Source organism: Pseudomonas sp. Sample_21, assembly GCF_004307525.1.
GTDB lineage: Bacteria > Pseudomonadota > Gammaproteobacteria > Pseudomonadales > Pseudomonadaceae > Aquipseudomonas > Aquipseudomonas atacamensis.
On the sequence record NZ_RCNZ01000033.1, the window covers coordinates 38,742 to 61,558 of the forward strand.

A 22,817-nucleotide genomic window follows, 5' to 3' on the forward strand; every position below is an offset into this window, starting at 1 on the left:
GTCACCCTTAATAAGTCCGGACTTTAGGTTCGAAAGTCGGAACAGTCTTCGGCGAGAAGTTCACGGCACGCTTGGTGACGCGCTTGTCACCCGGGAAGTACAGGGTGTGGCACAGCCAGTTTTCGTCATCACGGTCTTCGAAGTCTTCACGGGCGTGAGCGCCGCGGGACTCTTTACGTACTTCGGCCGCGATGGCGGTAGCTTCAGCCACTTCCAGCAGGTTCTGCAGTTCCAGCGCTTCGATACGTGCAGTGTTGAACGCTTGCGACTTGTCGTTGATCTTCACGTTGGCGATACGCTTGCGCAGATCGGCCAGCTGAGCGATGCCCTTCTGCATGTATTCGCCGGTACGGAATACACCGAAGTAGTTCTGCATGCAGCTTTGCAGCTCGCGACGCAGGGTGGCAACGTCTTCACCGTCGGTACGGTTATTCAGCGCGTTCAGACGCGACAGTGCAGCTTCGATGTCGGACTCGGTAGCGTCGTCGTATTCGATGCCATCGGTCAACGCCTTTTCCAGGTGCAGACCGGCAGCGCGACCGAAGACCACCAGGTCGAGCAGCGAGTTGCCGCCCAGACGGTTCGCACCGTGTACCGATACGCAAGCCACTTCGCCTACCGCGAACAGGCCAGGAATGATCTGGTCCTGACCTTCGGCGTTCTGGGTGATCGCCTGGCCATGAATGTTGGTGGCAACGCCGCCCATCATGTAGTGGCAGGTCGGCACAACCGGAACCGGAGCAACGACCGGGTCAACGTGGGCGAAAGTCTTCGACAGTTCGCAGATGCCTGGCAGACGGCTGTGCAGCACTTCCTCGCCCAGGTGGTCGAGTTTGAGCATCACGTGGTCGCCATTCGGACCGCAACCGTTGCCGGCGATGATTTCCTTGACCATCGAACGGGCAACCACGTCACGACCTGCAAGGTCTTTCGCGTTCGGAGCATAACGCTCCATGAAACGCTCGCCGTGCTTGTTGATCAGGTAACCACCTTCACCACGGCAACCTTCGGTAACCAGTACACCGGCGCCGGCGATACCGGTCGGGTGGAACTGCCACATTTCGATGTCTTGTACCGGCACGCCAGCACGCAGAGCCATGCCGACGCCGTCACCGGTGTTGATCAGGGCGTTGGTGGTGGACGCGTAGATACGGCCTGCACCGCCAGTGGCCAGAACGGTGGCCTTGGCACGGATGTAGGAGGTTTCGCCGGTTTCGATGCAGATCGCGATCACACCAACGAATTCGCCTTCCTGGTTTTTCACCAGATCAACAGCGTAGTACTCGTTGAGGAACGTGGTACCGGCTTTCAGGTTGCCCTGATAAAGCGTGTGCAGCAGCGCGTGACCGGTACGGTCGGACGCAGCGCAGGTACGTGCAGCCTGACCGCCCTTGCCATAGTCCTTGGACTGGCCACCGAACGGACGCTGATAGATGCGGCCTTGCTCGGTACGCGAGAACGGCAGACCCATGTGGTCCAGCTCGAACACGGCAGCCGGGCCTTCCTGACACATGTATTCGATAGCGTCCTGGTCACCGATGTAGTCGGAACCCTTGACGGTATCGTACATGTGCCAGCGCCAGTCATCGTTCGGGTCGGCGGAAGCGATGGCGCACGTGATGCCGCCCTGCGCGGACACAGTGTGCGAACGGGTCGGGAAAACCTTGGTGATCACCGCAGTCTTGTGGCCGCCCTGTGCCAGCTGCAGCGCAGCGCGCATGCCGGCACCGCCACCACCAATAATGATGGCGTCGAAAGAAATCGTTGGAATGTTAGCCATGAATCAGATACCCCAGAGAATCTGCACACCCCAGACGAAGTAAGCGAACATCGCAACGCCGCATACTGCCTGGAAAAGGAAACGTATCGCCGTTGCGGACTTGCCGAACGCCATTGGCGTCAGGTAGTCGGTCGCGATGGTCCACATGCCGACCCAGGCGTGAGCGCCCAGAGCAACAAGGGCCAGCAGGCTGAAAATACGCATTCCGTTGTGAGCGAACAGTTCATGCCACTGGGCATACTCGAGGCCAGGATTGGCGACGATGTATCCGATCAGAAAGATGAAGTAAGCCGCGAGAACGACCGCAGACACACGCTGTGCCATCCAGTCATAGAGGCCCGAACGCGACAGGTTAGTGACGTTAGTTACCATATCCAGACTCCTGCCAGAACGATTACCACCACGGAAACGGCGATAACGATTTTCGAGCCCAGTTTGCCGCCTTCCAGCGTCTCACCGATGCCCATGTCCATGATCAAGTGGCGCACACCGGCTACCAGGTGATACAGCAGAGCGGACAGGATGCCCCAAATCACTAGCTTGGCTAGCGGACTGGTCAGACACGCTTTCACCTGACCGAAGCCTTCCTCGGAGCTCAGCGACTTGTCCAATGCGTAAAGCATGATGGCAAGGCACACGAAGAGGATGACACCGGAGATACGGTGAAGAATGGACGTGTAAGCAGTGACTGGGAGTTTGATGGTCCTTAGGTCTAGGTTTACAGGTCGTTGGCTTTTCACGGCTTTTTTTTCACACTGAAGAGCCCCTAACAATCAGGGCAAAGTTGTTGGGGAGTGCACTGGTCAGGTAACCACCACCCAGGGATGCGACCCCCAATGAAAGCAAGCCCAAAAGCCCTTGGCGGTCGGTGGCCGAGTATAGACAGTTAGGCTACTAATGACAACGCGTTCACCTACCCCCAATAGCGGATTGCACAAGTTGCATAAAAGGCGTAAATGGCAGGCAATTTCGAGGAAAAAGTCGGCTTAAAGCCTTCTGGAGCAAGACTTTAGGCAAATTGACATTCGAATTTATCTCACTATAGTGGTGCGGGCCCTGCGTGGGGGGTCTGTCTGATGGTTCAAGCATAAATAGGAGGCCACATGGCTGACAAAAAAGCGCAGTTGATCATCGAGGGCGCAGCCCCCGTCGAGCTGCCCATTTTAACCGGCACCGTTGGTCCCGATGTAATCGATGTTCGGGGCCTGACGGCCACGGGCCGCTTCACTTTCGACCCGGGTTTCATGTCGACCGCTTCGTGCGAATCGAAAATTACCTATATCGACGGCGACAACGGCATTTTGTTGCACCGCGGCTACCCGATCGAACAGCTGGCTGAAAAGTCGGACTACCTGGAAACCTGCTACCTGCTGCTCAACGGCGAATTGCCGACCGCAGAACAGAAGGCCCAGTTCGTCAGCACCGTGAAAAACCACACCATGGTTCACGAGCAGCTGAAAACCTTCTTCAACGGTTTCCGTCGCGACGCCCACCCGATGGCCGTCATGTGCGGTGTAGTCGGCGCCCTCTCGGCCTTCTACCACGACTCCCTGGACATCAATAACCCGCAGCATCGCGAAATCTCCGCGATCCGTCTGGTTGCGAAGATGCCGACCCTGGCAGCGATGGTCTACAAGTACTCCATGGGCCAACCCATGATGTACCCGCGCAACGACCTGACGTACGCGGAAAACTTCCTGCACATGATGTTCAACACCCCGTGCGAGATCAAACCGATCAGCCCGGTACTCGCCAAGGCCATGGACCGGATCTTCATCCTCCACGCCGACCACGAGCAGAACGCTTCGACCTCCACCGTGCGTCTGGCCGGTTCTTCGGGTGCCAACCCGTTCGCCTGTATCGCCGCCGGTATCGCCGCACTGTGGGGCCCTGCCCACGGCGGTGCGAACGAAGCCGTGCTGACCATGCTCGACGAGATTGGCGATGTGTCGAACATCGACAAGTTCATCGCCAAGGCCAAGGACAAGAACGATCCGTTCAAGTTGATGGGCTTCGGTCACCGCGTCTACAAGAACCGCGACCCTCGCGCGACTGTCATGAAGCAGACCTGCGACGAAGTGTTGAAGGAACTGGGCATCAACAACGATCCGCAACTCGAACTGGCCATGCGCCTGGAAGAGATCGCCCTGACCGACCCGTACTTCATCGAACGCTCGCTGTACCCGAACGTCGACTTCTACTCGGGGATCATCCTCAAGGCGATCGGCATTCCAACCAGCATGTTCACGGTGATTTTCGCCCTGGCACGTACTGTCGGCTGGATTTCGCACTGGAAGGAAATGCTCTCGAGCCCGTACAAGATTGGCCGCCCGCGCCAGCTGTACACCGGTTACGAGTCGCGTGACATCACCAAGCTGGAAGATCGCAAATAAGGGTTTTTCTTTTTTGTGATGGTTTAGTGGTGTGTCAGGAACGGCCTCTTATATAGAGGCCGTTTTTGTTTGTGGTCTCAGCGGCCTTCGGGCCGACTGGTTCTTGGATTCTGGGGGCATATCCGTTGCTGCGGGTGCTGCCGCTGGCGGTTTCGCTCTTACAGCGAGTCACCTTTTTCAGACGCCAAAAAGGTAACCCAAAAGGCTTTGCCCCGGCGTACGGCCCGCTCGCCGGGGCTCGGGGTACCTTCGTTACGGGACCGATCCGGGCGCAGCGGCTCCGGTTGGCTTCGCTGCACCTACACTCGCTGTGTACGACTGCGTCGTACGGTCGCTGCGCTCCCACACCCGGATCGATCCCGTAACGAAGCCTGCCGAAAGGGCAAAAGATCAAAAGCCAAAGCCAGATCAAGAGCCCCTCACCCTAGCCCTCTCCCAGAGGGAGAGGGGACTGACCGAGGTGTTTGGGCGAAACACGCCGACTTGCGATACCGAGTCGAATGCAGGTTTTGAACACCACACAAATCGGCTCCCTCTCCCTCGGGAGAGGGCTGGGGTGAGGGGCGAATCCACCGAAAATCTCAAGCCATGCGACGCTTCTAACCACTCAACAATGAGCGCAAGCTCGAGTGCTCTTGATCTTGATCCACCGGCGACGTCGGAAGGCTGAGTGGAGGGATTGATCCGGGCGTGGGAGCGCAGCGACCGTACGACGCAGTCGTACACAGCGAGTGTAGGTGCAGCGAAGCAAACCGGAGCCGCTGCGCCCGGATCAGTCCCGGAGCGAAGGAACCCGAGCCTGCGAGGGCCGAACGCAGGAGCAAGCCTTTTGGGTTACCTTTTCGGCGTTTGGAAAAGGTGACTCGCCGTAAGGGCGAAACCCTAAGCCGCCGTTACCGCAGCAACGGATATACACACCAAACCAACCGATAACCGCCCACAAAAAAAACGCCCCAATCTCTCAACCAGGGCGTTTTCTTGAAGCTTGCAGCTTGCAGCTTACATCTGATCTCTTAGTGCGAAACCGCCCCACTCGCCCCCAACCCGGTCTGCGAACGCACAAACTGCGGGAAGAACAGCGCCCGCTCATTGTCCGCAGCCGCCGACTTGTCGGTAATCGAGAAGAACCAGATCCCGATGAACGCAATCATCATCGAGAACAGCGCCGGATATTCGTAAGGGAAGATCGCCTTCTCGTGATGCAGAATCTGCACCCAGATGGTCGGGCCAAGGATCATCAGACCAACAGCACTTACCAGACCCAGCCAGCCGCCGATCATCGCGCCGCGAGTAGTCAGCTTCTTCCAGTACATCGAAAGCAGCAGCACCGGGAAGTTGCAGCTCGCCGCGATGGAGAACGCCAGGCCGACCATGAACGCAATGTTCTGGCTTTCGAACAGAATGCCCAGACCAATCGCCAGCACCGCCAGGGCGATGGTGGTGATCTTCGACACGCGAATCTCATCCTTCTCGTTGGCTTTGCCCTTCTTGATCACACTGGCGTACAGGTCGTGAGAAACCGCCGAAGCACCCGCCAGCGTCAGACCGGCTACCACCGCCAGAATGGTTGCGAACGCCACTGCCGAGATGAAGCCTAGGAAGATGCTGCCGCCCACCGCGTTGGCCAGGTGCACCGCCGCCATGTTGTTGCCGCCGAGCAAGGCGCCCGCTGCATCTTTGAAGGCCGGGTTGGTGCTGACCAGCAGGATCGCGCCGAAGCCGATGATGAAGGTCAGGATGTAGAAGTAGCCAATGAAGCCGGTAGCGTACAGCACGCTCTTGCGCGCTTCTTTTGCGTCACTCACGGTGAAGAAGCGCATCAGAATGTGTGGCAGGCCAGCGGTACCGAACATCAGTGCCAGACCCAGCGAGAACGCCGAAATCGGATCCTTGACCAGACCGCCAGGGCTCATGATCGCTTCGCCCTTGGCGTGAACCTTGATCGCTTCGGAGAACAGCGTGTTGAAGTCGAAGCCCACGTGCTTCATCACCATCAGCGCCATGAACGAGGCACCGGACAGCAGCAACACTGCCTTGATGATCTGCACCCAAGTGGTCGCGAGCATGCCGCCGAACAGCACGTACATGCACATCAGCACGCCGACCAGAATCACCGCAACGTGGTAATCGAGGCCGAACAGCAGCTGGATCAGCTTGCCGGCACCGACCATTTGCGCGATCAGGTAGAACGCCACCACCACCAGCGAACCGCAGGCGGACAGGGTGCGAATCTGGGTTTGCCCGAGGCGGTAGGACGCCACGTCGGCGAAGGTGTATTTACCCAGGTTACGCAGGCGTTCGGCGATCAGGAACAGAATGATCGGCCAGCCCACGAGGAAGCCGATCGAGTAGATCAGGCCATCGTAGCCGGAGGTGAACACCAGCGCGGAAATACCCAGGAAGGACGCCGCCGACATGTAGTCGCCGGCAATCGCCAGGCCGTTCTGGAAACCGGTGATCTTGCCGCCCGCCGCATAATAATCGGCGGCCGAATTGTTTTTCTTCGAAGCCCAGTAGGTGATGTACAACGTCGCGCCGACGAAGGCCACGAACATCAGGATCGCCGGGATGTTCAGCGGCTGTTTGGCCACCTCCCCCGTCAACGCGTCAGCCGCCCAGACACTCGGCGCGAAAGCCGCAACACTCAATAGAGCCAGTAGACGCCGGATCATTGCTGAGCCTCCTTGAGAATCGCATTGTTCAGGTCGTCGAACTCGCCATTGGCGCGGCGCACGTAGATGCCGGTCAGGACGAAGGCTGAAATGATCAGGCCGACACCGATCGGGATGCCCCAAGTGATCGAGGATTCAGGACTGAGTTTCGCCCCGAGCACGTGCGGCCCGTATGCGATCAGCAGGATGAATGCGGAGTACAGCCCAAGCATGATTGCCGAGAGAATCCAGGCGAATCGTTCCCTTTTCTGAACCAGCTCCTTGAATCGGGGACTGTTTTGAATCGAGAGGTAAATGCTGTCGTTCATTGTTTTTATCCTCGCAGCACAAATTATTGTTGGAACGTAGCTAATGTATGCGGCTGCGAGAGAGGTTCCAGACGACCTTAGTAGTAGATGGCCATGATGTTCTGGCCATTTTCAAGCACACACAAAAACAACTGTGGGAGCGAGCTTGCTCGCGAAGGCGCCGTATCAGTCGATATCGCATCAACTGACAGATTGCATTCGCGAGCAGGCTCGCTCCCACTGGGGTGTGGCGGTGTTTAAATTATTTGGTCCAGTCAGCTACACGATCCGGGTGTTTGGCTACCCAGTCCTTGGCCGCTGCATCAGGCTTGGCGCCGTCCTGAATTGCCAGCATGACCTCGCCGATTTCGTCTTTCGACGCCCACTGGAAGTTTTTCAGGAACTTGGCCACTTCCGGCGCCTTGGCGTCCAGGCCTTTGCTGCCGATGCTGTTCACGGTTTCAGCCTGGCCATACACGCCTTTCGGGTCGTCGAGGAAGCGCAGTTTCCACTTAGCGAACATCCAGTGCGGCACCCAACCGGTGACAGCGATGGATTCATTCTTCTTCTCGGCGCGGGTCAGTTCGGCAATCATTCCGGCGCCGGAACTGGCCTTGAGGCTGTACTTGTCCAGACCGTAATCCTTGATCGCCTGATCGGTCTTGAGCATTACGCCTGAACCGGCGTCGATGCCGACGATACGGTTTTTGAAGGTATCGTCGGTTTTCAGGTCTTCGATCGATTTGGCTTTGACGTACTCCGGCACGATCAGGCCGATCTTCGCGTCCTTGAAGTTCGGGCCGTAATCGACGACCTGATCCTTGTTTTTCGTCCAGTAGTCACCGTGGGTCACGGGCAGCCAGGCCGAGAGCATCGCGTCGAGTTTGCCGGTGGCCACGCCCTGCCACATGATCCCGGTGGCGACGGCCTGCAGCTTCACGTCATAACCGAGTTTCTGTTTGATCACTTCGGCCGCCACGTGAGTGGTCGCGACGCTGTCGGACCAGCCGTCAACGTAACCGATGTTCAGGGTCTGTTTTTCAGCGTTGGCGAAAGTGGAACTCATCGCAAGCGCCAGAGCGGCACCTGCGCCTAAAAGTCGTCGCATCTTCATCGTTTACTTCCCCGAAATGCTGCGCCCGACGGATGCCGGGCATCGTCAACGTATTGTTATGGTGCACAGCGCCCCCATCACGCCGGACCTCACACACCGAACATCAGCCGATTTTTCAAAAAGGGTACTGATGGTTTGATCATCAACCTCAAGCGGCCGGCGACCTGCTCTGTCAGCGACCTCAAGGCAGCGAGAAACGACATCAGAAAGCCATTAATCAAGCGCGATTAATTGACGCCAGACAATCCGCCCGAACTTTGCATGTACAACGCCTGCGAGCCACCTGCCCTTGTATAAATGCAGGTAACATGCGTCGCTTTGCAGCCACTCGGCCTGACCATGTCCGCAACGTCCCGATTTCCTTTTCTGCCATATCTGTTCGCCTGCCTGCTCGGGCTCCTGGCCCTTGGCGGTTTCTGGTATGGCCTCGGCCAACCGGTGATCCTGCCGGACGCTGCAACGCCGACACACAAGTTGCAATGCGCCTCCTACACACCGTTCGACAAGGACCAATCGCCGTTCGACGTGCCGTTCAAATTGCGCCCCGAGCGCATGGACGCCGACCTCGCGCTGCTGGCGACGCGCTTCGAATGCATCCGCACCTACTCGATGACCGGCCTCGACGCCCTGCCCGATCTGGCGCGCAAGCACGGTCTGAAGTTGATGATCGGCGCCTGGGTCAACAGCAACCCGGTCGACACCGAGCAGGAAGTCGAGCTGCTGATCAAATCGGCCAATGCCAACCCCGACGTGGTCACAGCCGTAATCGTCGGCAACGAGGCACTGCTGCGCAAAGAGGTCACCGGCGCGCAACTGGCCCGGCTGATCAACAAGGTCAAAAGCCAGGTCAAGCAACCGGTGACCTACGCCGACGTCTGGGAATTCTGGCTCAAGCATCCGGAAATCGCCCCGGCCGTGGACTTTCTGACCATTCACCTGCTGCCGTACTGGGAAGACGATCCGTCGAACATCGACGTGGCGCTGCAGCATGTGGCGGATGTGCGCCAGGTGTTCGGCAACAAGTTCGCGCCCAAAGACGTGATGATTGGCGAAACCGGCTGGCCGAGCGAAGGCCGTCAGCGTGAAACAGCCGTACCGAGCCGGGTCAACGAGGCAAAATTCATTCGTGGCTTTGTGGCGATGGCCGAGCAGGAAGGCTGGCGTTACAACCTGATCGAAGCCTTCGATCAACCGTGGAAGCGCGGCAGTGAAGGCGCGGTCGGCGGCTATTGGGGGCTGTTCGATGCCGATCGGCAGGACAAGGGCGTACTCGCCGGGCCGGTGAGCAACGTGCCGTACTGGAAAGAATGGCTGGCGGTAGGCGGATTGATTTTCCTTGGCACGCTGATGCTTGGTGGACGCGTGCGCAGCACACGTTCGGCGCTTGTGCTGCCACTGCTGGGCGCGGTCGCAGCGTGCTCGATTGGCGCCTGGGGCGATCTGGCTCGATTGACCACACGATTTGCCGGTGAATGGCTGTGGGTCGGCTTGCTGACCGGGTTGAATCTATTGGTCCTTGCGCATGCCGCGCTGACGCTAAGCGCGCGTAGCGGTTGGCGCGCGCGAGCCTTCGATTTCCTCGAACGGCGCGCCGGCTGGCTGGTCGTGGCGGCCGGTTTTGCCGCGGCGGTGATGATGCTGGAGATGGTCTTCGATCCGCGTTATCGCAGTTTCGCCAGCATGGCGTTCGTCCTGCCGGCGCTGGTCTACCTGTGCCGCCCGGTGAGCGTGCCGCGTCGGGAGATTGCTCTGCTGACCTTTATCATCGGCGCCGGGATTGCACCGCAGTTGTATCAGGAAGGGATGCTGAATCAGCAGGCGTGGGGCTGGGCGCTGGTGAGTGGTTTGATGGTGGTGGCGTTGTGGCGATGCCTGCGGGTTCGCAAGGCCTGATTTCAGCGCCTTCGAAATCGCCATCGCTGGCAAGCCAGCTCCCACAGGATTTCTGCTGCACACAAATGTTGTGTTCACCTCAATTCCTGTGGGAGCGGGCTTGCCCGCGATGACTGACTGTCAGGCGCTGCGGGACTCGCGGACCAGGCGCAACCCGGCAATCACCACCGCAAACACCGCTAATGTAGTGTTGTACAACGCCAGCGCCGGCAGGCCGAACACCAGCGCCAGCACCGCCAGCCACCACCCTGCCCGTCCCGGCACGACAAATGCCAATACCGCGGTGGCCACCGCCGCCCAGCCCACCACCTTGAAATGAATCATCAGCCCCAGATTCGCACGCACCACGCATTCCCAACGACTGGCCTCGTCGACGCAGATGCCCACCCACTGCCCGTCTTCCATGAAGCCATAGCGCGCGGCATAACCGGCGGCCAGCCACAGCGGCAACAAAACAAGCAGCACAATCACGGGCAAGCGGCGGGACATGGGGCACTCCAATCTGCGGAATTCGGCGGCCAGCTTAATCTGCCGACCGGCATTCGCAAGCACTAACAACTGTTAACTGTTCAGCAAGCCCTCGCAACGTGTATCGTCCAGCTACTATTACCCCGAATTCCGCCTGTTTGGTGCCGCAGCATGGCACTTTGGCGCACGGCCGGTGGTCATAGCCTGCGAACTTCAATCGGCACCTTCCTCTAAGGGATCTAGTCATGCTCCGTTCCTTGCGCTTCGCCGCGCTGTTCAGCGGCCTTATCTTGAGTGCGTCCGCGCTGGCGGTGGATATCGACGCCGCCAGCTATGGCTACCCGCTGACCAACCCGTTCGAGGCGACGATCGCCACGACCCCACCGGACCTGCGTCCGGAGTTGCCGCTGGACGACGACATCAATCAAACGGACCGCAGCCTCACCCTGCGCCCGGAGCGTGAATTCCAGCTGCCGGACAATTTCTGGGCAGTCAAGAAACTCACCTATCGCATCGCCACGCAGGACAAGCCGGCGCCGCTGATCTTCCTGATCGCCGGCACCGGTGCGCGCTTTGACAGCACGCTCAACGAATACCTGAAAAAGCTGTATTACAAGGCCGGCTACCATGTCGTGCAGTTGTCGTCGCCGACCAGCTTCGACTTCATCAGCGCCGCCTCGCGTTTCGCCACCCCGGGCGTGACCAAGGAAGATGCCGAAGACATGTATCGGGTGATGCAGGCCGTGCGGGCGCAGAACCCGAAACTGCCGGTCACCGAGTACTATCTGACCGGTTACAGCCTCGGCGCCCTTGATGCCGCGTTCGTCGCGCACCTGGACGAGACCCGCCGCAGCTTCAACTTCAAGAAAGTCCTGTTGCTGAACCCGCCGGTCAACCTCTATACCTCGGTGACCAACCTCGACAAGCTGGTACAGACCGAGGTCAAGGGCATCAACAACAGCACCACGTTCTACGAACTGGTACTGAGCAAGCTGACCCGCTACTTCCAGCAGAAAGGCTACATCGACCTCAACGATGCGCTGCTGTATGACTTCCAGCAATCCAAGCAACATCTGACCAACGAACAGATGGCCATGTTGATCGGCACGTCGTTCCGCTTCTCGGCAGCCGACATTGCCTACACCTCGGACCTGGTCAACCGTCGCGGTCTGATTACCCCGCCGAAATTCCCGATCACCGAAGGCACCAGCCTCACGCCGTTCCTCAAGCGTGCGCTGCAATGCGACTTCGACTGCTACATCACCGAGCAGGTCATTCCGATGTGGCGCGCGCGCACTGACGGCGGCAGCCTGCTGCAACTGATCGATCAGGTCAGCCTGTATGCGCTTAAGGATTACCTGCACGACAGCCCGAAAATCGCCGTCATGCACAACGCCGACGACGTCATCCTCGGCCCTGGCGACCTGGGCTTCCTGCGTAAAACCTTCGGTGATCGCCTGACCGTTTATCCACTGGGCGGCCACTGCGGCAACCTTAACTATCGCGTCAACAGCGACGCCATGCTGGAGTTCTTCCGTGGCTAAATATCTCCTGCTGATTGCAGCGTTCCTCTGTGCAGGCGTGGCCCAGGCCGACAACAGTAAAGCCGATGCCCCGGTAGTGGTCGACAGCGACGGCTTCAAGGAACCGCTGACCAAACTCAAGTTCAACCCGGGCCTGGACCAGCGCGAGTTCGAACGTTCGACGCTCAACGCGCTGAACGTCTATGACCCGCTGGAATCGTGGAACCGCCGGGTCTACCACTTCAACTATCGCTTTGACCAGTGGGTGTTCCTGCCGGTAGTCGATGGCTATCGCTACATCACCCCAAGCTTTGTGCGTACCGGGGTGAGCAACTTCTTCAACAACATTGGTGACGTGCCGAACCTGGTTAACAGCCTGTTGCAGTTCAAGGGCCAGCGCTCGATGGAAACCACCGCGCGCCTGCTGCTCAACACCACCATCGGCATCGCCGGCCTGTGGGACCCGGCCACCGCCATGGGCCTGCCACGCCAGAACGAAGACTTCGGTCAGACTCTGGGCTTCTACGGCGTACCGGGCGGCGCCTACTTCGTACTGCCGATCTTCGGTCCGTCGAACATCCGCGACACCGCAGGTCTGGCCGTGGATTACACCGCCGACACTGCGATCAACTTCCTCAACGTCGCCGAAGTCAGCTCCAACCACCCGGAAGTCTGGGCTTTGCGTGCGATCGACAAGCGCTACCAGACCAGCTTCCGCTATGGTCAGATGAACTCGCCGTTCGAGTACGAGAAAGTGCGGTACGTCTATACCGAAGCGCGCAAGTTGCAGATCGCCGAGTAAATCGGCTGCCGGAAAACACTGTGGGAGCGAGCCTGCTCGCGAACGCGGAGTACCAGTCTCTATCAATATTGACTGGGCTACCGCATTCGCGAGCAGGCTCGCTCCCACATTTGTTATGTGTTGCTGATTAACCCTTCAGCGCTTTCCAGAGCTTGCCTACGACCGAAACCACCGCCAACACCACCGCGCCAGCAATAATCCCCGCCACACCATTGAGCAGCATCGGCACGACGAACCCGGCGCTCCCTGCCGCTGCGCCAACACCTTCGATCCAGTGATGCAGCACCGGCACGCCATGGGTCAGGATGCCGCCGCCGACCAGGAACATCGCCGCCGTGCCGACCACCGACAGGGTTTTCATCATGTACGGCGCGGCGCTGAGAATGCCGCCGCCGATCTTTTTCGCCATCTGCCCGGGCTTCTGTGTCAGCCACAGCCCCAGATCGTCGAGCTTGACGATGCCCGCCACCAAACCGTAAACGCCCACGGTCATGACAATGGCTATGCCGGACATGACCACCACTTGCTGAGTCAGCGAGGCATCTGCCACGGTGCCGAGGGTGATGGCGATGATTTCTGCCGAGAGAATGAAGTCAGTGCGGATTGCGCCTTTGATCTTGTCCTTCTCGAACGCCACCAGATCGGTCGCCGGATCGGCCACTGCTTCGGTCAACTGTGCGTGTTCTGCCTCGTCTTCCTCTTTGCTGTGCAGAAACTTGTGCGCGAGCTTCTCGAAACCCTCGAAGCACAGGTACGCGCCGCCGACCATCAACAGTGGTGTCACCAGCCACGGTACGAAAGCGCTGATCGCCAATGCCGACGGCACGAGGATCAGTTTGTTGACGAACGAGCCCTTGGCCACCGCCCAGACCACGGGAATTTCCCGCTCGGCGCGCACGCCCGAAACCTGCTGGGCATTAAGCGCCAGATCATCACCGAGTACACCGGCGGTCTTCTTCGCGGCCATCTTGGTCATCAATGCAACGTCATCCAGAACGGTGGCGATGTCATCGATCAGCACCAGCAAACTGCTTCCTGCCATGAATCCTGTTTCCTTCTGTGTATGAATGTTGCCAAGCATAACGCGACCGCCGGCCACAGGCTGCATTGTTGAGCGCCGCTCAAGGCCGGTGCTACCATGCGCCACCGCCAGAACAGGCAAGGAACCACCGGGTTTATGAGCACAATCCGCGAGCGTAACAAAGAACTGATCCTGCGCGCCGCCAGCGAAGAGTTTGCCGACAAGGGCTTCGCGGCGACCAAAACCAGCGACATCGCCGCCAAGGCGGGATTGCCCAAGCCCAACGTCTACTACTACTTCAAATCCAAGGAAAACCTCTATCGCGAGGTGCTGGAAAGCATCATCGAGCCGATTCTGCAGGCCTCGACCCCGTTCAACCCGGACGGCGTGCCGAGCGAGGTGCTGAGCGGCTACATCCGCTCGAAGATCCGCATCTCCCGCGACCTGCCCTACGCCTCCAAGGTGTTCGCCAGCGAAATCATGCACGGCGCCCCGCACCTGAGCGCCGACCTGGTCGAGCAGCTCAACGCCCAGGCCAAACACAACATCGCCTGCATCCAGAGCTGGATCGACCGCGGCCAGATCGCCCCGATCGACCCCAACCACCTGATGTTCAGCATCTGGGCCGCGACCCAGACCTACGCCGACTTCGACTGGCAGATTTCCGCAGTGACCGGGAAGGACAAGCTTGATGAGGCCGATTATGAAGCGGCGGCGCAGACGATTATTCGGTTGGTGTTGAAGGGGTGTGAGCCGGATCGGTGATGTCGGTGGAACCGCTTCGCGAGCAGGCTCGCTCCCACATTTGGAATGCATTCTCCTGTGGGAGCGAGCCTGCTCGCGAATAGCCGCACCGCACACCTCAACTCATAACCAGATCGAATCCCACAACGGATAGTCGCCAAGGCTTTTGACCAGCCCTGCCCGCAATGGGTTGGCAATGACATACCGCGCCATCTTCACCAAATTCTCCTCTTTACGCAGTGCACGGTCATGGAAGCCAGGTTGCCAAAGGCTGGTCTTTCGACCGGTCGAAAGCTTTACCGCTTTGGTGCTGAGGGATTTGGTTCGCTGCATCAATTCGCCGAGCGAGCCACTCTTCAATTCAATCAGCCAGTGAAAATGATCTGGCATTACGACCCAAGCCAGAGAATTGGCCAATCCCGTTTCCTCAGCTGCCCGGAATTGGCTTACAAGCATTCTGCCAAGGAAGAAATCGCTGAATACGGGTTCTCTCCCGGCGGTATTGGCGGTCAGAAGGTAAATGCGGTTGTGTTCTGAATAGCGTCCGATGCGCAAGCGATGTGAAGCAGATAAACCCGGCATTCCGTTGCCTTCTCACAGGTTGATCATGAGAAGGCTAGCCGTGGAGATGGCAAAGGGAGCGTCAGACTTTTAGCAAGATGTGTAGCGCAGATCCTATTCGCGAGCAGGCTCGCTCCCACAGGGGCTTTCGAACACTCGAACATTTTGTGTCCAACCCAAACTCAATGCGGGAGCGAGCCTGCTCGCGAAAGCGGTTATTCAGACACTGACATTCAAACAGCCACCCCGCCATCCGCCCGCAAATCCAGCGCCTCCACCGCTTTGATCGCCACCTGCTCATCCACGTCCGACAAATCCCCACTGATCCCGATCGCGCCCAGCACTTCACCCGCCTGGTTGCGAATCAGCACGCCACCCGGCGCCGGCACGACACTGCCCTGCCCCATGCTGTTCAACGAAGAAAAAAACGCCGGGCGTTGTTGGGCGTCCTGGGCGAGCAGGCGTGAGCCTTTACCCAGGGCGATGGCGCCCCAGGCCTTGCCGATGGCGATGTCGGGGCGCAGCAGGCTGGCGCCGTCTTCGCGTTGCAGGGCGATCAGGTGGCCGCCGTTATCGAGTACCGCGATGGTCAGCGGTGCGGCGTTGATGCCGCGTCCTGCGTTGATGGCTTCGCTGACCAGGTTGACTGCGACTTTCAAGGTTAAAGCGCTCATGGTGCCGTCCTCATTTTGTTATAGGGAAAGTCGTGGGACTGCGCGTTTGTGCCGCAGTCCGGTGACACAAATAGAACACAATGAGTTATTTTTTTGTATACAATAATTCTCGAAAAGCGCCACATGCGACGAAAAGCCACAGCACATCGGGCTTCCGACGAATGAAACAGCCGCTTGAGAAAATGGATTGACCTGCGCCGTCCGCCGTGAATACACTCTGCGCAAAGCCACTTGTATACAATTACAAAACGTAAAGAGGCACAAAACAATGAGCAAAATGAGAGCAATCGAAGCCGCCGTTCTGGTGATGCGCCGTGAAGGGGTTGATACCGCTTTTGGCATCCCGGGCGCCGCGATCAACCCGCTGTACTCCGCCTTGCAGAAGGTCGGTGGCATCGATCACGTCCTTGCTCGCCACGTTGAAGGCGCCTCGCACATGGCCGAGGGCTACACCCGCACCAAGGCCGGCAACATCGGCGTGTGCATCGGCACGTCCGGCCCTGCCGGTACCGACATGGTTACCGGGCTCTACAGCGCCTCGGCCGACTCGATTCCAATCCTCTGCATCACCGGTCAGGCACCCCGCGCCCGTATGCACAAGGAAGATTTCCAGGCTGTCGACATCACCAGCATCGTCAAGCCAGTCACCAAGTGGGCAACCACGGTTCTGGAGCCGGGCCAAGTGCCTTACGCATTCCAGAAAGCCTTCTATGAAATGCGCTCCGGCCGTCCAGGCCCTGTACTGATCGACCTGCCGTTCGACGTGCAGATGGCCGAAATCGAATTCGACATCGACGCTTACCAACCGCTGCCATTGGCCAAGCCGACTGCGACCCGCGTTCAGGTTGAAAAAGCTTTGGCTTTGCTGGATCAAGCTGAGCGCCCACTGCTGGTGGCCGGCGGCGGCATCATCAACGCCGACGCCAGCGACCTGCTGGTCGAGTTCGCCGAGCTGACAGGTATTCCGGTCATCCCGACCCTGATGGGCTGGGGCACCATCCCTGACGACCACCCGCTGATGGTCGGCATGGTCGGTCTGCAGACTTCGCACCGTTACGGCAACGCGACGATGCTCAAATCCGACGTGGTGCTGGGCATTGGTAACCGTTGGGCCAACCGCCACACCGGTTCGGTTGACGTCTACACCGAAGGTCGTAAGTTCATTCACGTCGACATCGAAGGCACGCAGATCGGTCGTGTGTTCACGCCGGATCTGGGCATCGTTTCCGACGCCGCCGCAGCGCTGACCGTGTTCATCGAAGTCGCCCGTGAATGGCAAGCCGCCGGCAAGCTGAAGAACCGCAGCGCCTGGCTGCAGGATTGCCAGCAGCGCAAGGCCAGCCTGCATCGCAAGACCCACTTCGACAACGTGCCGGTCAAGCCGCAGCGCGTTTACGAAGAAATGAACCAGGTGTTCGGCAAGGACACCTGCTACGTCAGCACCATTGGTCTGTCGCAGATTGCCGGCGCGCAGTTCCTGCACGTCTACAAGCCGCGTCACTGGATCAACTGCGGCCAGGCCGGCCCGTTGGGCTGGACCATTCCGGCGGCGCTGGGCGTGGTGAAGGCCGATCCGAACCGCAAAGTCGTGGCCCTGTCGGGGGACTATGATTTCCAGTTCATGATCGAAGAACTGGCGGTCGGCGCTCAGTTCAAACTGCCGTACATCCACGTAGTGGTGAACAACTCGTACCTGGGCCTGATCCGTCAGGCCCAGCGCGGGTTCGAAATGGACTACTGCGTGCAGCTGTCCTTCGATAACCTGAATGCGCCGGAACTCAACGGTTACGGGGTTGACCACATCGCAGTCGCCGAGGGCCTCGGCTGCAAGGCGCTGCGCGTGTTCGAACCGTCGGAAATCGCCCCTGCCCTGCGCAAGGCCGAACAGATGATCGAAGAATTCAAAGTGCCGGTGATCGTCGAGATCATTCTGGAGCGTGTGACCAACATCTCCATGGGTACCGAGATCAACGCGGTCAACGAGTTCGAAGACCTGGCACTGGTCGGCAACGATGCGCCGACGGCGATTTCGATGTTGGATTAACTGCTGACTGCTCTCCCTGTGGGAGCGAGCCTGTGTGGTGAGGGGATTTATCCCCGTTAGGGCGCGAAGCGGCCTCAAAACCTGAAACCGCGGCGTATCAGGTACACCGCATACAATGGTTTACGACTGCTTCGCAGCCGAACGGGGATAAATCCCCTCGCCACAGCTCGCTCCCACAGGGGACCTCACAAGATTTACGGGAGACCACCATGCCGCGTTTCGCAGCCAACCTGTCCATGCTGTTCACCGAACAGGATTTCCTTGCCCGTTTCGACGCCGCCGCCAAGGCCGGTTTCAGTGGCGTGGAATACCTGTTCCCGTACGACTTCAGCTCGGCTGAAATCAAGGCAAAACTCGAGGCCAACGGGCTGACCCAAGTGCTGTTCAACCTGCCGGCCGGTGACTGGGCCAAGGGCGAGCGCGGTATTGCCTGCCTGCCGGATCGGGTCGAAGAGTTCCGCGCCGGGGTCGATCTGGCGATCGCTTACGCACAAGTGCTGGGCAACACCCAGGTCAACTGCCTGGCCGGTATCCGCCCGCAAGGCGTTGACGATGCCACCGTGGAGAAGACCTTCGTTGCCAACCTTAAATATGCCGCCGACAAGCTGCAAGCGGTGGGCATCAAACTGGTGATGGAAGCGATCAACACCCGCGACATTCCCGGTTTCTACCTGAACAACACGGCGCAAGCCCTGTCGATTCGCGAACAGGTCGGCAGCGCCAATCTGTTCCTGCAATACGACATCTATCACATGCAAATCATGGAAGGCGATCTGGCCCGCACCCTGCAATCGCACCTGGGCGAGATCAACCACGTGCAACTCGCGGACAACCCGGGACGCAACGAGCCGGGCACTGGTGAGATCAACTACCGCTTCCTGTTCGAACACCTTGATCGCATCGGCTATCAGGGTTGGGTCGGTTGCGAATACAAACCGCTGACCACCACCGAAGCGGGCCTGGGTTGGTTGAAAACCCATAACGCAATCTAAGAAACACAGCAAATCCCCTGTGGGAGCGAGCCTGCTCGCTCCCACATGAAAAGTAGCTCCCCTATTTGCTTGAGCACGACAAAAACAAGAGGATTTTCTCATGGCTAAAATCGGATTCATCGGCACCGGCATCATGGGCCACCCAATGGCGGCGAACCTGCAGAAAGCCGGTCACAGCCTGTTCCTGTCGCAACACCACGACGCGGCCCCGGCCGATCTGGTCGCCGCTGGCGCCGTCGCCCTGGCCAACCCGCGCGAAGTGGCGCAGGAAGCCGAATTCATCATCGTCATGGTTCCGGATACTCCGCAGGTCGACGACGTGCTGTTCCGCGCCGACGGTGTTGCCGCCGGTATCGGTAAAGGCAAAGTGGTCATCGACATGAGCTCGATTTCGCCGACCGCGACCAAAGCCTTCGCCGCCAAGATCAACGAGAAAGGCGCGCAGTACCTCGACGCGCCAGTGTCCGGCGGTGAAGTCGGCGCCAAGGCCGCAACCCTGAGCATCATGGTCGGTGGCGACGCCGATGCCTTCGAACGCGCCCTGCCGCTGTTCCAGGCCATGGGCAAGAACATCACCCTGGTCGGTGGCAATGGCGACGGCCAGACCGCCAAAGTGGCGAACCAGATCATCGTGGCGCTGAACATTCAGGCTGTCGCTGAAGCCCTGCTGTTCGCCTCGAAAAACGGTGCCGATCCAGCCAAGGTGCGTGAAGCGCTGATGGGCGGTTTCGCTTCTTCGAAGATTCTCGAAGTGCACGGCGAGCGCATGATCAAAGGCACCTTCGACCCGGGCTTCCGCATCAGCCTGCACCAGAAGGACCTGAACCTGGCCCTGCAAGGCGCCAAGGAGCTGAACATCAACCTGCCGAACACCGCCAATGCCCAGCAAGTGTTCAGCACCTGCGCGGCCATCGGCGGCAGCAACTGGGACCACTCGGCGCTGATCAAGGGCCTGGAGCACATGGCCAATTTCTCGATTCGCGACAAAAAATAAAGCCTGCACAAAACCCTGTGGGAGCGAGCCTGCTCGCGAAAGCGGCTTCACATTCAACATCCATGTTGGCTGACATACCGCGTTCGCGAGCAGGCTCGCTCCCACAAGGGTTCCGAGTTGCCCTTTCGAATAACAAGAATTCCGGGAGCCCGCCATGTCGGTCGATCCGCAACAACTGCTGCGCGAGCTGTTTGCCACAGCCATCGACGCGGCTCATCCGAACCAAGTCCTCGAAGCCCATTTGCCTGCCGATCGCAGCGGTCGGGTGATCGTCATCGGCGCCGGCAAAGCCGCTGCCGCCATGGCGCAAGTGGTCGAGCGCTGCTGGGAGGGTGAAGTCACCGGCCTGGTGGTGACCCGCTACGGCCACGGCGCTCCATGCGAAAAAATCGAAGTGGTCGAAGCCGCGCACCCGGTGCCGGACGCCGCCGGTCTGGCCGTGGCCAAACGTGTGCTGGAGCTGGTCAGCAACCTGACTGAAGACGACTGCGTGATCTTCCTGCTTTCCGGCGGCGGCTCTGCCCTGCTCGCCCTGCCGGCCGAAGGCATCACTCTCGCCGACAAACAGGCGATCAACAAAGCCCTGCTCAAATCCGGCGCAACCATCGGCGAGATGAACTGCGTGCGCAAGCACCTCTCGGCGATCAAGGGTGGCCGCCTCGGCAAGGCCTGCTGGCCGGCGACGGTTTACACCTACGCGATTTCCGATGTGCCGGGCGACCTCGCCACCGTCATTGCCTCCGGCCCGACCGTGGCCGACCCGAGCACCTCAGCCGAAGCACTGGCGATTATCAAGCGCTACGGCATCGACATTCCTGCCTCCGTGCGCACCTGGCTGCAAAGTCCGCAATCGGAGACGGTCAAACCCGGCGACCCAAGCCTGGCGCGCAGTCATTTCCAGTTGATCGCCCGCCCGCAGCAATCGCTCGACGCGGCTGCGGTGAAATGCCGGCAGGCCGGTTTCAGCACCTTGATTCTCGGCGACCTCGAAGGCGAGTCCCGTGAAGTGGCGAAAGTCCACGCCGGCATTGCCCGGCAGATCATCAATCACGGCCAGCCGCTGGCGGCGCCCTGCGTGATTCTCTCCGGCGGTGAAACCACGGTAACCGTGCGCGGCAATGGCCGTGGCGGGCGTAACGCCGAATTCCTCCTCAGCCTGACCGACAGCCTCAAGGGCCAGCCCGGCGTCTATGCGCTGGCCGGCGACACCGATGGCATCGACGGCTCGGAAGACAACGCCGGCGCGATCATGACCCCGGACAGCTACGCCCGCGCCGCCGCACTGGGTCTGAGCGCCAGCGACGAGCTGGATAACAACAACGGCTACGGCTACTTCCAGGCGCTCGATGCGCTGATCGTCACCGAGCCGACCCGCACCAACGTCAACGACTTCCGCGCCATTCTGATCCTTGAGAACTGCAAATCATGACGCCTGATAAAAAGGTCAAAATCCTCGCCACCCTCGGCCCCGCCGTCGACGGTATCAACGACATCCGCGAGCTGGTCGAGGCCGGGGTGAATATCTTCCGCCTGAACTTCAGCCACGGTGATCACGCCGACCACGCCAAGCGCTATCAATGGATCCGCGAAGTCGAGCGCCAGCTCAACTACCCGCTGGGCATTCTGATGGATCTGCAGGGGCCGAAACTGCGCGTCGGCAAGTTCGCTGACGGCAAGGTGCAGTTGCATCGCGGTCAGGCGTTCCGCCTCGATCTCGATACGACAGCGGGCGATGAGCGCCGGGTCAACCTGCCGCATCCGGAGATCATTGCCGCGCTGGAAGCCGGCATGGACCTGCTGCTCGACGACGGCAAGCTGCGTCTGCGCGTGGTCACCAAGTACGCCGATGCGATCGACACCACCGTGCTCAACGGCGGCGAACTGTCTGATCGCAAAGGTGTGAACGTGCCGCAAGCGGTGCTCGACCTGAGCCCGCTGACCGCCAAGGATCGCCGCGATCTGAGCTTCGGCCTGGAATTGGGTGTGGACTGGGTCGCGCTGTCGTTCGTGCAGCGCCCGCAGGACATTGTCGAAGCCCGCGCATTGATCGGCGACAAGGCATTTCTGATGGCGAAAATCGAGAAGCCTTCGGCGGTCGAGCAACTGCGTGAGATTGCTGAGTTGAGCGATGCGATCATGGTCGCTCGCGGTGATCTTGGTGTGGAAGTGCCGGCGGAAAGCGTGCCGCAGATTCAGAAAAACATCATCACCACCTGCCGTGCGCTGGGCAAACCGGTGGTGGTGGCGACGCAGATGCTCGAGTCGATGCGTTTCTCCCCTGCCCCGACCCGCGCCGAAGTCACCGACGTCGCCAACGCCGTGGCCGAGGGCGCCGATGCCGTGATGCTCTCGGCGGAGACCGCGTCCGGTGAGTACCCGCTGGAAGCCGTGCAGATGATGAGCAAGATCATCCGTCAGGTTGAGAACGGCCCGGACTATCAGACCCAGCTCGACGTCAGTCGACCGAAAGCCGAGGCGACGGTTTCCGATGCGATCAGCTGTGCGATCCGCCGGATCAGCAACGTGCTGCCGGTCGCGGTGCTGGTCAATTACAGCGAGTCCGGCGCCTCGACGTTGCGCGCATCGCGGGAACGGCCGAAAGCACCGATCCTCAATCTGACGCCGAACCTGCAAACGGCGCGGCGCTTGAGCGTGGCGTGGGGCATTCATTCGGTGGTCAACGATCGCCTGCGTCAGGTCGACGAAGTCTGCTCGACCGCACTGGAGATTGCTCAGGCGCAAGGCATGGCCGAGCGTGGCGACACGCTGCTGATCACCGCTGGCGTGCCGTTCGGGCAGCCGGGGTCGACCAATTCGCTGCGCATCGAGACGTTGATTTAGCGCCTGTACCGGCC

General features: G+C 59.7%; 20 protein-coding genes. 10 read left to right on the forward strand and 10 right to left on the reverse strand.

Annotated features, from left to right (window positions below; translation table 11 throughout):
• Positions 1–7: 7 nt before the first annotated feature.
• The 3 genes from sdhA to sdhC are packed head-to-tail and all read right to left on the reverse strand — an operon-like array spanning position 8 to position 2,520.
• Entirely contained in the window at positions 8–1,780 is a 1,773-nt protein-coding gene (sdhA, locus tag D8U71_RS03295; protein ID WP_024012149.1) for a succinate dehydrogenase flavoprotein subunit, read from the reverse strand.
• 3 nt (positions 1,781–1,783) lie between these two features.
• Complete coding sequence (gene sdhD, locus D8U71_RS03300) at positions 1,784–2,152, reverse strand: succinate dehydrogenase, hydrophobic membrane anchor protein (protein WP_008049683.1); 369 nt, start codon at positions 2,150–2,152, stop codon at positions 1,784–1,786.
• Positions 2,146–2,520 carry a succinate dehydrogenase, cytochrome b556 subunit gene (gene sdhC, locus D8U71_RS03305; protein ID WP_016773673.1) on the reverse strand — a complete coding sequence of 125 codons (375 nt, stop codon included), beginning with the start codon at positions 2,518–2,520 and terminating at the stop codon, positions 2,146–2,148. The genes sdhD and sdhC overlap by 7 nt, the downstream gene beginning before the upstream one ends.
• A 363-nt stretch (positions 2,521–2,883) precedes the next feature.
• Here sdhC and gltA point away from each other — a divergent pair, with 363 nt between their 5' ends.
• Positions 2,884–4,173: a citrate synthase gene (gene gltA, locus D8U71_RS03310; protein ID WP_003222994.1), complete on the forward strand. Its 1,290-nt coding sequence runs from the start codon at positions 2,884–2,886 to the stop codon at positions 4,171–4,173.
• A 1,013-nt stretch (positions 4,174–5,186) separates the two neighbouring features.
• Here the strand turns inward: gltA and D8U71_RS03315 are convergent.
• The 3 genes from D8U71_RS03315 to D8U71_RS03325 all read right to left on the reverse strand — a co-directional run bounded on the left by D8U71_RS03315 (position 5,187) and on the right by D8U71_RS03325 (position 8,246).
• Positions 5,187–6,845 (reverse strand): cation acetate symporter, encoded by a 1,659-nt coding sequence (locus D8U71_RS03315; RefSeq protein ID WP_016771015.1) that lies wholly within the window; start codon positions 6,843–6,845, stop codon positions 5,187–5,189.
• Positions 6,842–7,153, reverse strand: a complete 312-nt coding sequence (locus tag D8U71_RS03320; protein ID WP_016771016.1) for a DUF485 domain-containing protein — start codon at positions 7,151–7,153, stop codon at positions 6,842–6,844. Before D8U71_RS03320 ends, D8U71_RS03315 begins: the two co-directional genes overlap by 4 nt.
• A gap of 241 nt (positions 7,154–7,394) precedes the next feature.
• Complete coding sequence (locus D8U71_RS03325; RefSeq protein WP_041479599.1) at positions 7,395–8,246, reverse strand: glycine betaine ABC transporter substrate-binding protein; 852 nt, start codon at positions 8,244–8,246, stop codon at positions 7,395–7,397.
• Between the two features lie 297 nt (positions 8,247–8,543).
• Here D8U71_RS03325 and D8U71_RS03335 point away from each other — a divergent pair, with 297 nt between their 5' ends.
• A complete protein-coding gene (locus tag D8U71_RS03335; protein ID WP_130887153.1) occupies positions 8,544–10,139 on the forward strand; it encodes a beta (1-6) glucans synthase in 1,596 nt (531 codons plus the stop codon).
• Positions 10,140–10,259: 120 nt separating this feature from the next.
• Here the strand turns inward: D8U71_RS03335 and D8U71_RS03340 are convergent, their stop codons facing one another.
• Positions 10,260–10,628 carry a hypothetical protein gene (locus tag D8U71_RS03340; protein ID WP_130887154.1) on the reverse strand — a complete coding sequence of 123 codons (369 nt, stop codon included), beginning with the start codon at positions 10,626–10,628 and terminating at the stop codon, positions 10,260–10,262.
• A gap of 224 nt (positions 10,629–10,852) precedes the next feature.
• Between D8U71_RS03340 and D8U71_RS03345 the strand changes: the two genes are divergently transcribed.
• Together D8U71_RS03345 and D8U71_RS03350 are read left to right on the forward strand one after the other, a co-directional pair.
• A complete protein-coding gene (locus tag D8U71_RS03345) occupies positions 10,853–12,151 on the forward strand; it encodes a serine protein kinase PrkA (protein WP_016771020.1) in 1,299 nt (432 codons plus the stop codon).
• A complete protein-coding gene (locus D8U71_RS03350) occupies positions 12,144–12,932 on the forward strand; it encodes a VacJ family lipoprotein (RefSeq protein WP_024012144.1) in 789 nt (262 codons plus the stop codon). Before D8U71_RS03345 ends, D8U71_RS03350 begins: the two co-directional genes overlap by 8 nt.
• A 127-nt stretch (positions 12,933–13,059) precedes the next feature.
• On the opposite strand, the gene D8U71_RS03355 is transcribed toward D8U71_RS03350, so the two are convergent.
• Positions 13,060–13,974: a DUF808 domain-containing protein gene (locus D8U71_RS03355; RefSeq protein ID WP_130887155.1), complete on the reverse strand. Its 915-nt coding sequence runs from the start codon at positions 13,972–13,974 to the stop codon at positions 13,060–13,062.
• A 135-nt stretch (positions 13,975–14,109) separates the two neighbouring features.
• Here D8U71_RS03355 and D8U71_RS03360 point away from each other — a divergent pair, with 135 nt between their 5' ends.
• Entirely contained in the window at positions 14,110–14,718 is a 609-nt protein-coding gene (locus D8U71_RS03360) for a TetR/AcrR family transcriptional regulator (protein WP_041479604.1), read from the forward strand.
• A 102-nt stretch (positions 14,719–14,820) separates the two neighbouring features.
• Here the strand turns inward: D8U71_RS03360 and D8U71_RS03370 are convergent, their stop codons facing one another.
• Entirely contained in the window at positions 14,821–15,279 is a 459-nt protein-coding gene (locus tag D8U71_RS03370; RefSeq protein ID WP_073472715.1) for a transposase, read from the reverse strand.
• 212 nt (positions 15,280–15,491) lie between these two features.
• Entirely contained in the window at positions 15,492–15,932 is a 441-nt protein-coding gene (locus D8U71_RS03375; protein ID WP_130887157.1) for a heme-binding protein, read from the reverse strand.
• Positions 15,933–16,200: 268 nt separating this feature from the next.
• On the opposite strand from D8U71_RS03375, the gene gcl reads away from it, so the two are divergent.
• From gcl to pyk, 5 genes are all read left to right on the forward strand, one after another.
• Positions 16,201–17,976, forward strand: coding sequence for a glyoxylate carboligase (gene gcl / locus D8U71_RS03380; protein WP_016771026.1), 1,776 nt, complete (start codon positions 16,201–16,203; stop codon positions 17,974–17,976).
• Between the two features lie 209 nt (positions 17,977–18,185).
• Positions 18,186–18,968, forward strand: a complete 783-nt coding sequence (hyi, locus tag D8U71_RS03385) for a hydroxypyruvate isomerase (RefSeq protein WP_122691603.1) — start codon at positions 18,186–18,188, stop codon at positions 18,966–18,968.
• A 100-nt stretch (positions 18,969–19,068) separates the two neighbouring features.
• On the forward strand, positions 19,069–19,962 hold the full coding sequence (locus tag D8U71_RS03390; protein ID WP_056783869.1) for a 2-hydroxy-3-oxopropionate reductase: 894 nt from the start codon (positions 19,069–19,071) through the stop codon (positions 19,960–19,962).
• 154 nt (positions 19,963–20,116) lie between these two features.
• The gene (locus tag D8U71_RS03395; RefSeq protein WP_130887158.1) at positions 20,117–21,391 is read left to right on the forward strand and encodes a glycerate kinase; all 1,275 of its coding nucleotides are present in this window, start codon (positions 20,117–20,119) and stop codon (positions 21,389–21,391) included.
• Entirely contained in the window at positions 21,388–22,803 is a 1,416-nt protein-coding gene (pyk, locus tag D8U71_RS03400; RefSeq protein ID WP_110601122.1) for a pyruvate kinase, read from the forward strand. Before D8U71_RS03395 ends, pyk begins: the two co-directional genes overlap by 4 nt.
• Positions 22,804–22,817: the final 14 nt, after the last annotated feature.

Coding starts and splice junctions, on each gene's coding strand:
- sdhA (WP_024012149.1), bottom strand. CDS start 1,780: ATGGCTAACATTCCAACGATTTCTTTCGACGCCATCATTATTGGTGGT.
- sdhD (WP_008049683.1), bottom strand. CDS start 2,152: ATGGTAACTAACGTCACTAACCTGTCGCGTTCGGGCCTCTATGACTGG.
- gltA (WP_003222994.1), top strand. CDS start 2,884: ATGGCTGACAAAAAAGCGCAGTTGATCATCGAGGGCGCAGCCCCCGTC.
- D8U71_RS03315 (WP_016771015.1), bottom strand. CDS start 6,845: ATGATCCGGCGTCTACTGGCTCTATTGAGTGTTGCGGCTTTCGCGCCG.
- D8U71_RS03320 (WP_016771016.1), bottom strand. CDS start 7,153: ATGAACGACAGCATTTACCTCTCGATTCAAAACAGTCCCCGATTCAAG.
- D8U71_RS03325 (WP_041479599.1), bottom strand. CDS start 8,246: ATGAAGATGCGACGACTTTTAGGCGCAGGTGCCGCTCTGGCGCTTGCG.
- D8U71_RS03335 (WP_130887153.1), top strand. CDS start 8,544: ATGCAGGTAACATGCGTCGCTTTGCAGCCACTCGGCCTGACCATGTCC.
- D8U71_RS03340 (WP_130887154.1), bottom strand. CDS start 10,628: ATGTCCCGCCGCTTGCCCGTGATTGTGCTGCTTGTTTTGTTGCCGCTG.
- D8U71_RS03345 (WP_016771020.1), top strand. CDS start 10,853: ATGCTCCGTTCCTTGCGCTTCGCCGCGCTGTTCAGCGGCCTTATCTTG.
- D8U71_RS03355 (WP_130887155.1), bottom strand. CDS start 13,974: ATGGCAGGAAGCAGTTTGCTGGTGCTGATCGATGACATCGCCACCGTT.
- D8U71_RS03360 (WP_041479604.1), top strand. CDS start 14,110: ATGAGCACAATCCGCGAGCGTAACAAAGAACTGATCCTGCGCGCCGCC.
- D8U71_RS03370 (WP_073472715.1), bottom strand. CDS start 15,279: ATGCCGGGTTTATCTGCTTCACATCGCTTGCGCATCGGACGCTATTCA.
- D8U71_RS03375 (WP_130887157.1), bottom strand. CDS start 15,932: ATGAGCGCTTTAACCTTGAAAGTCGCAGTCAACCTGGTCAGCGAAGCC.
- gcl (WP_016771026.1), top strand. CDS start 16,201: ATGAGCAAAATGAGAGCAATCGAAGCCGCCGTTCTGGTGATGCGCCGT.
- hyi (WP_122691603.1), top strand. CDS start 18,186: ATGCCGCGTTTCGCAGCCAACCTGTCCATGCTGTTCACCGAACAGGAT.
- D8U71_RS03390 (WP_056783869.1), top strand. CDS start 19,069: ATGGCTAAAATCGGATTCATCGGCACCGGCATCATGGGCCACCCAATG.
- D8U71_RS03395 (WP_130887158.1), top strand. CDS start 20,117: ATGTCGGTCGATCCGCAACAACTGCTGCGCGAGCTGTTTGCCACAGCC.
- pyk (WP_110601122.1), top strand. CDS start 21,388: ATGACGCCTGATAAAAAGGTCAAAATCCTCGCCACCCTCGGCCCCGCC.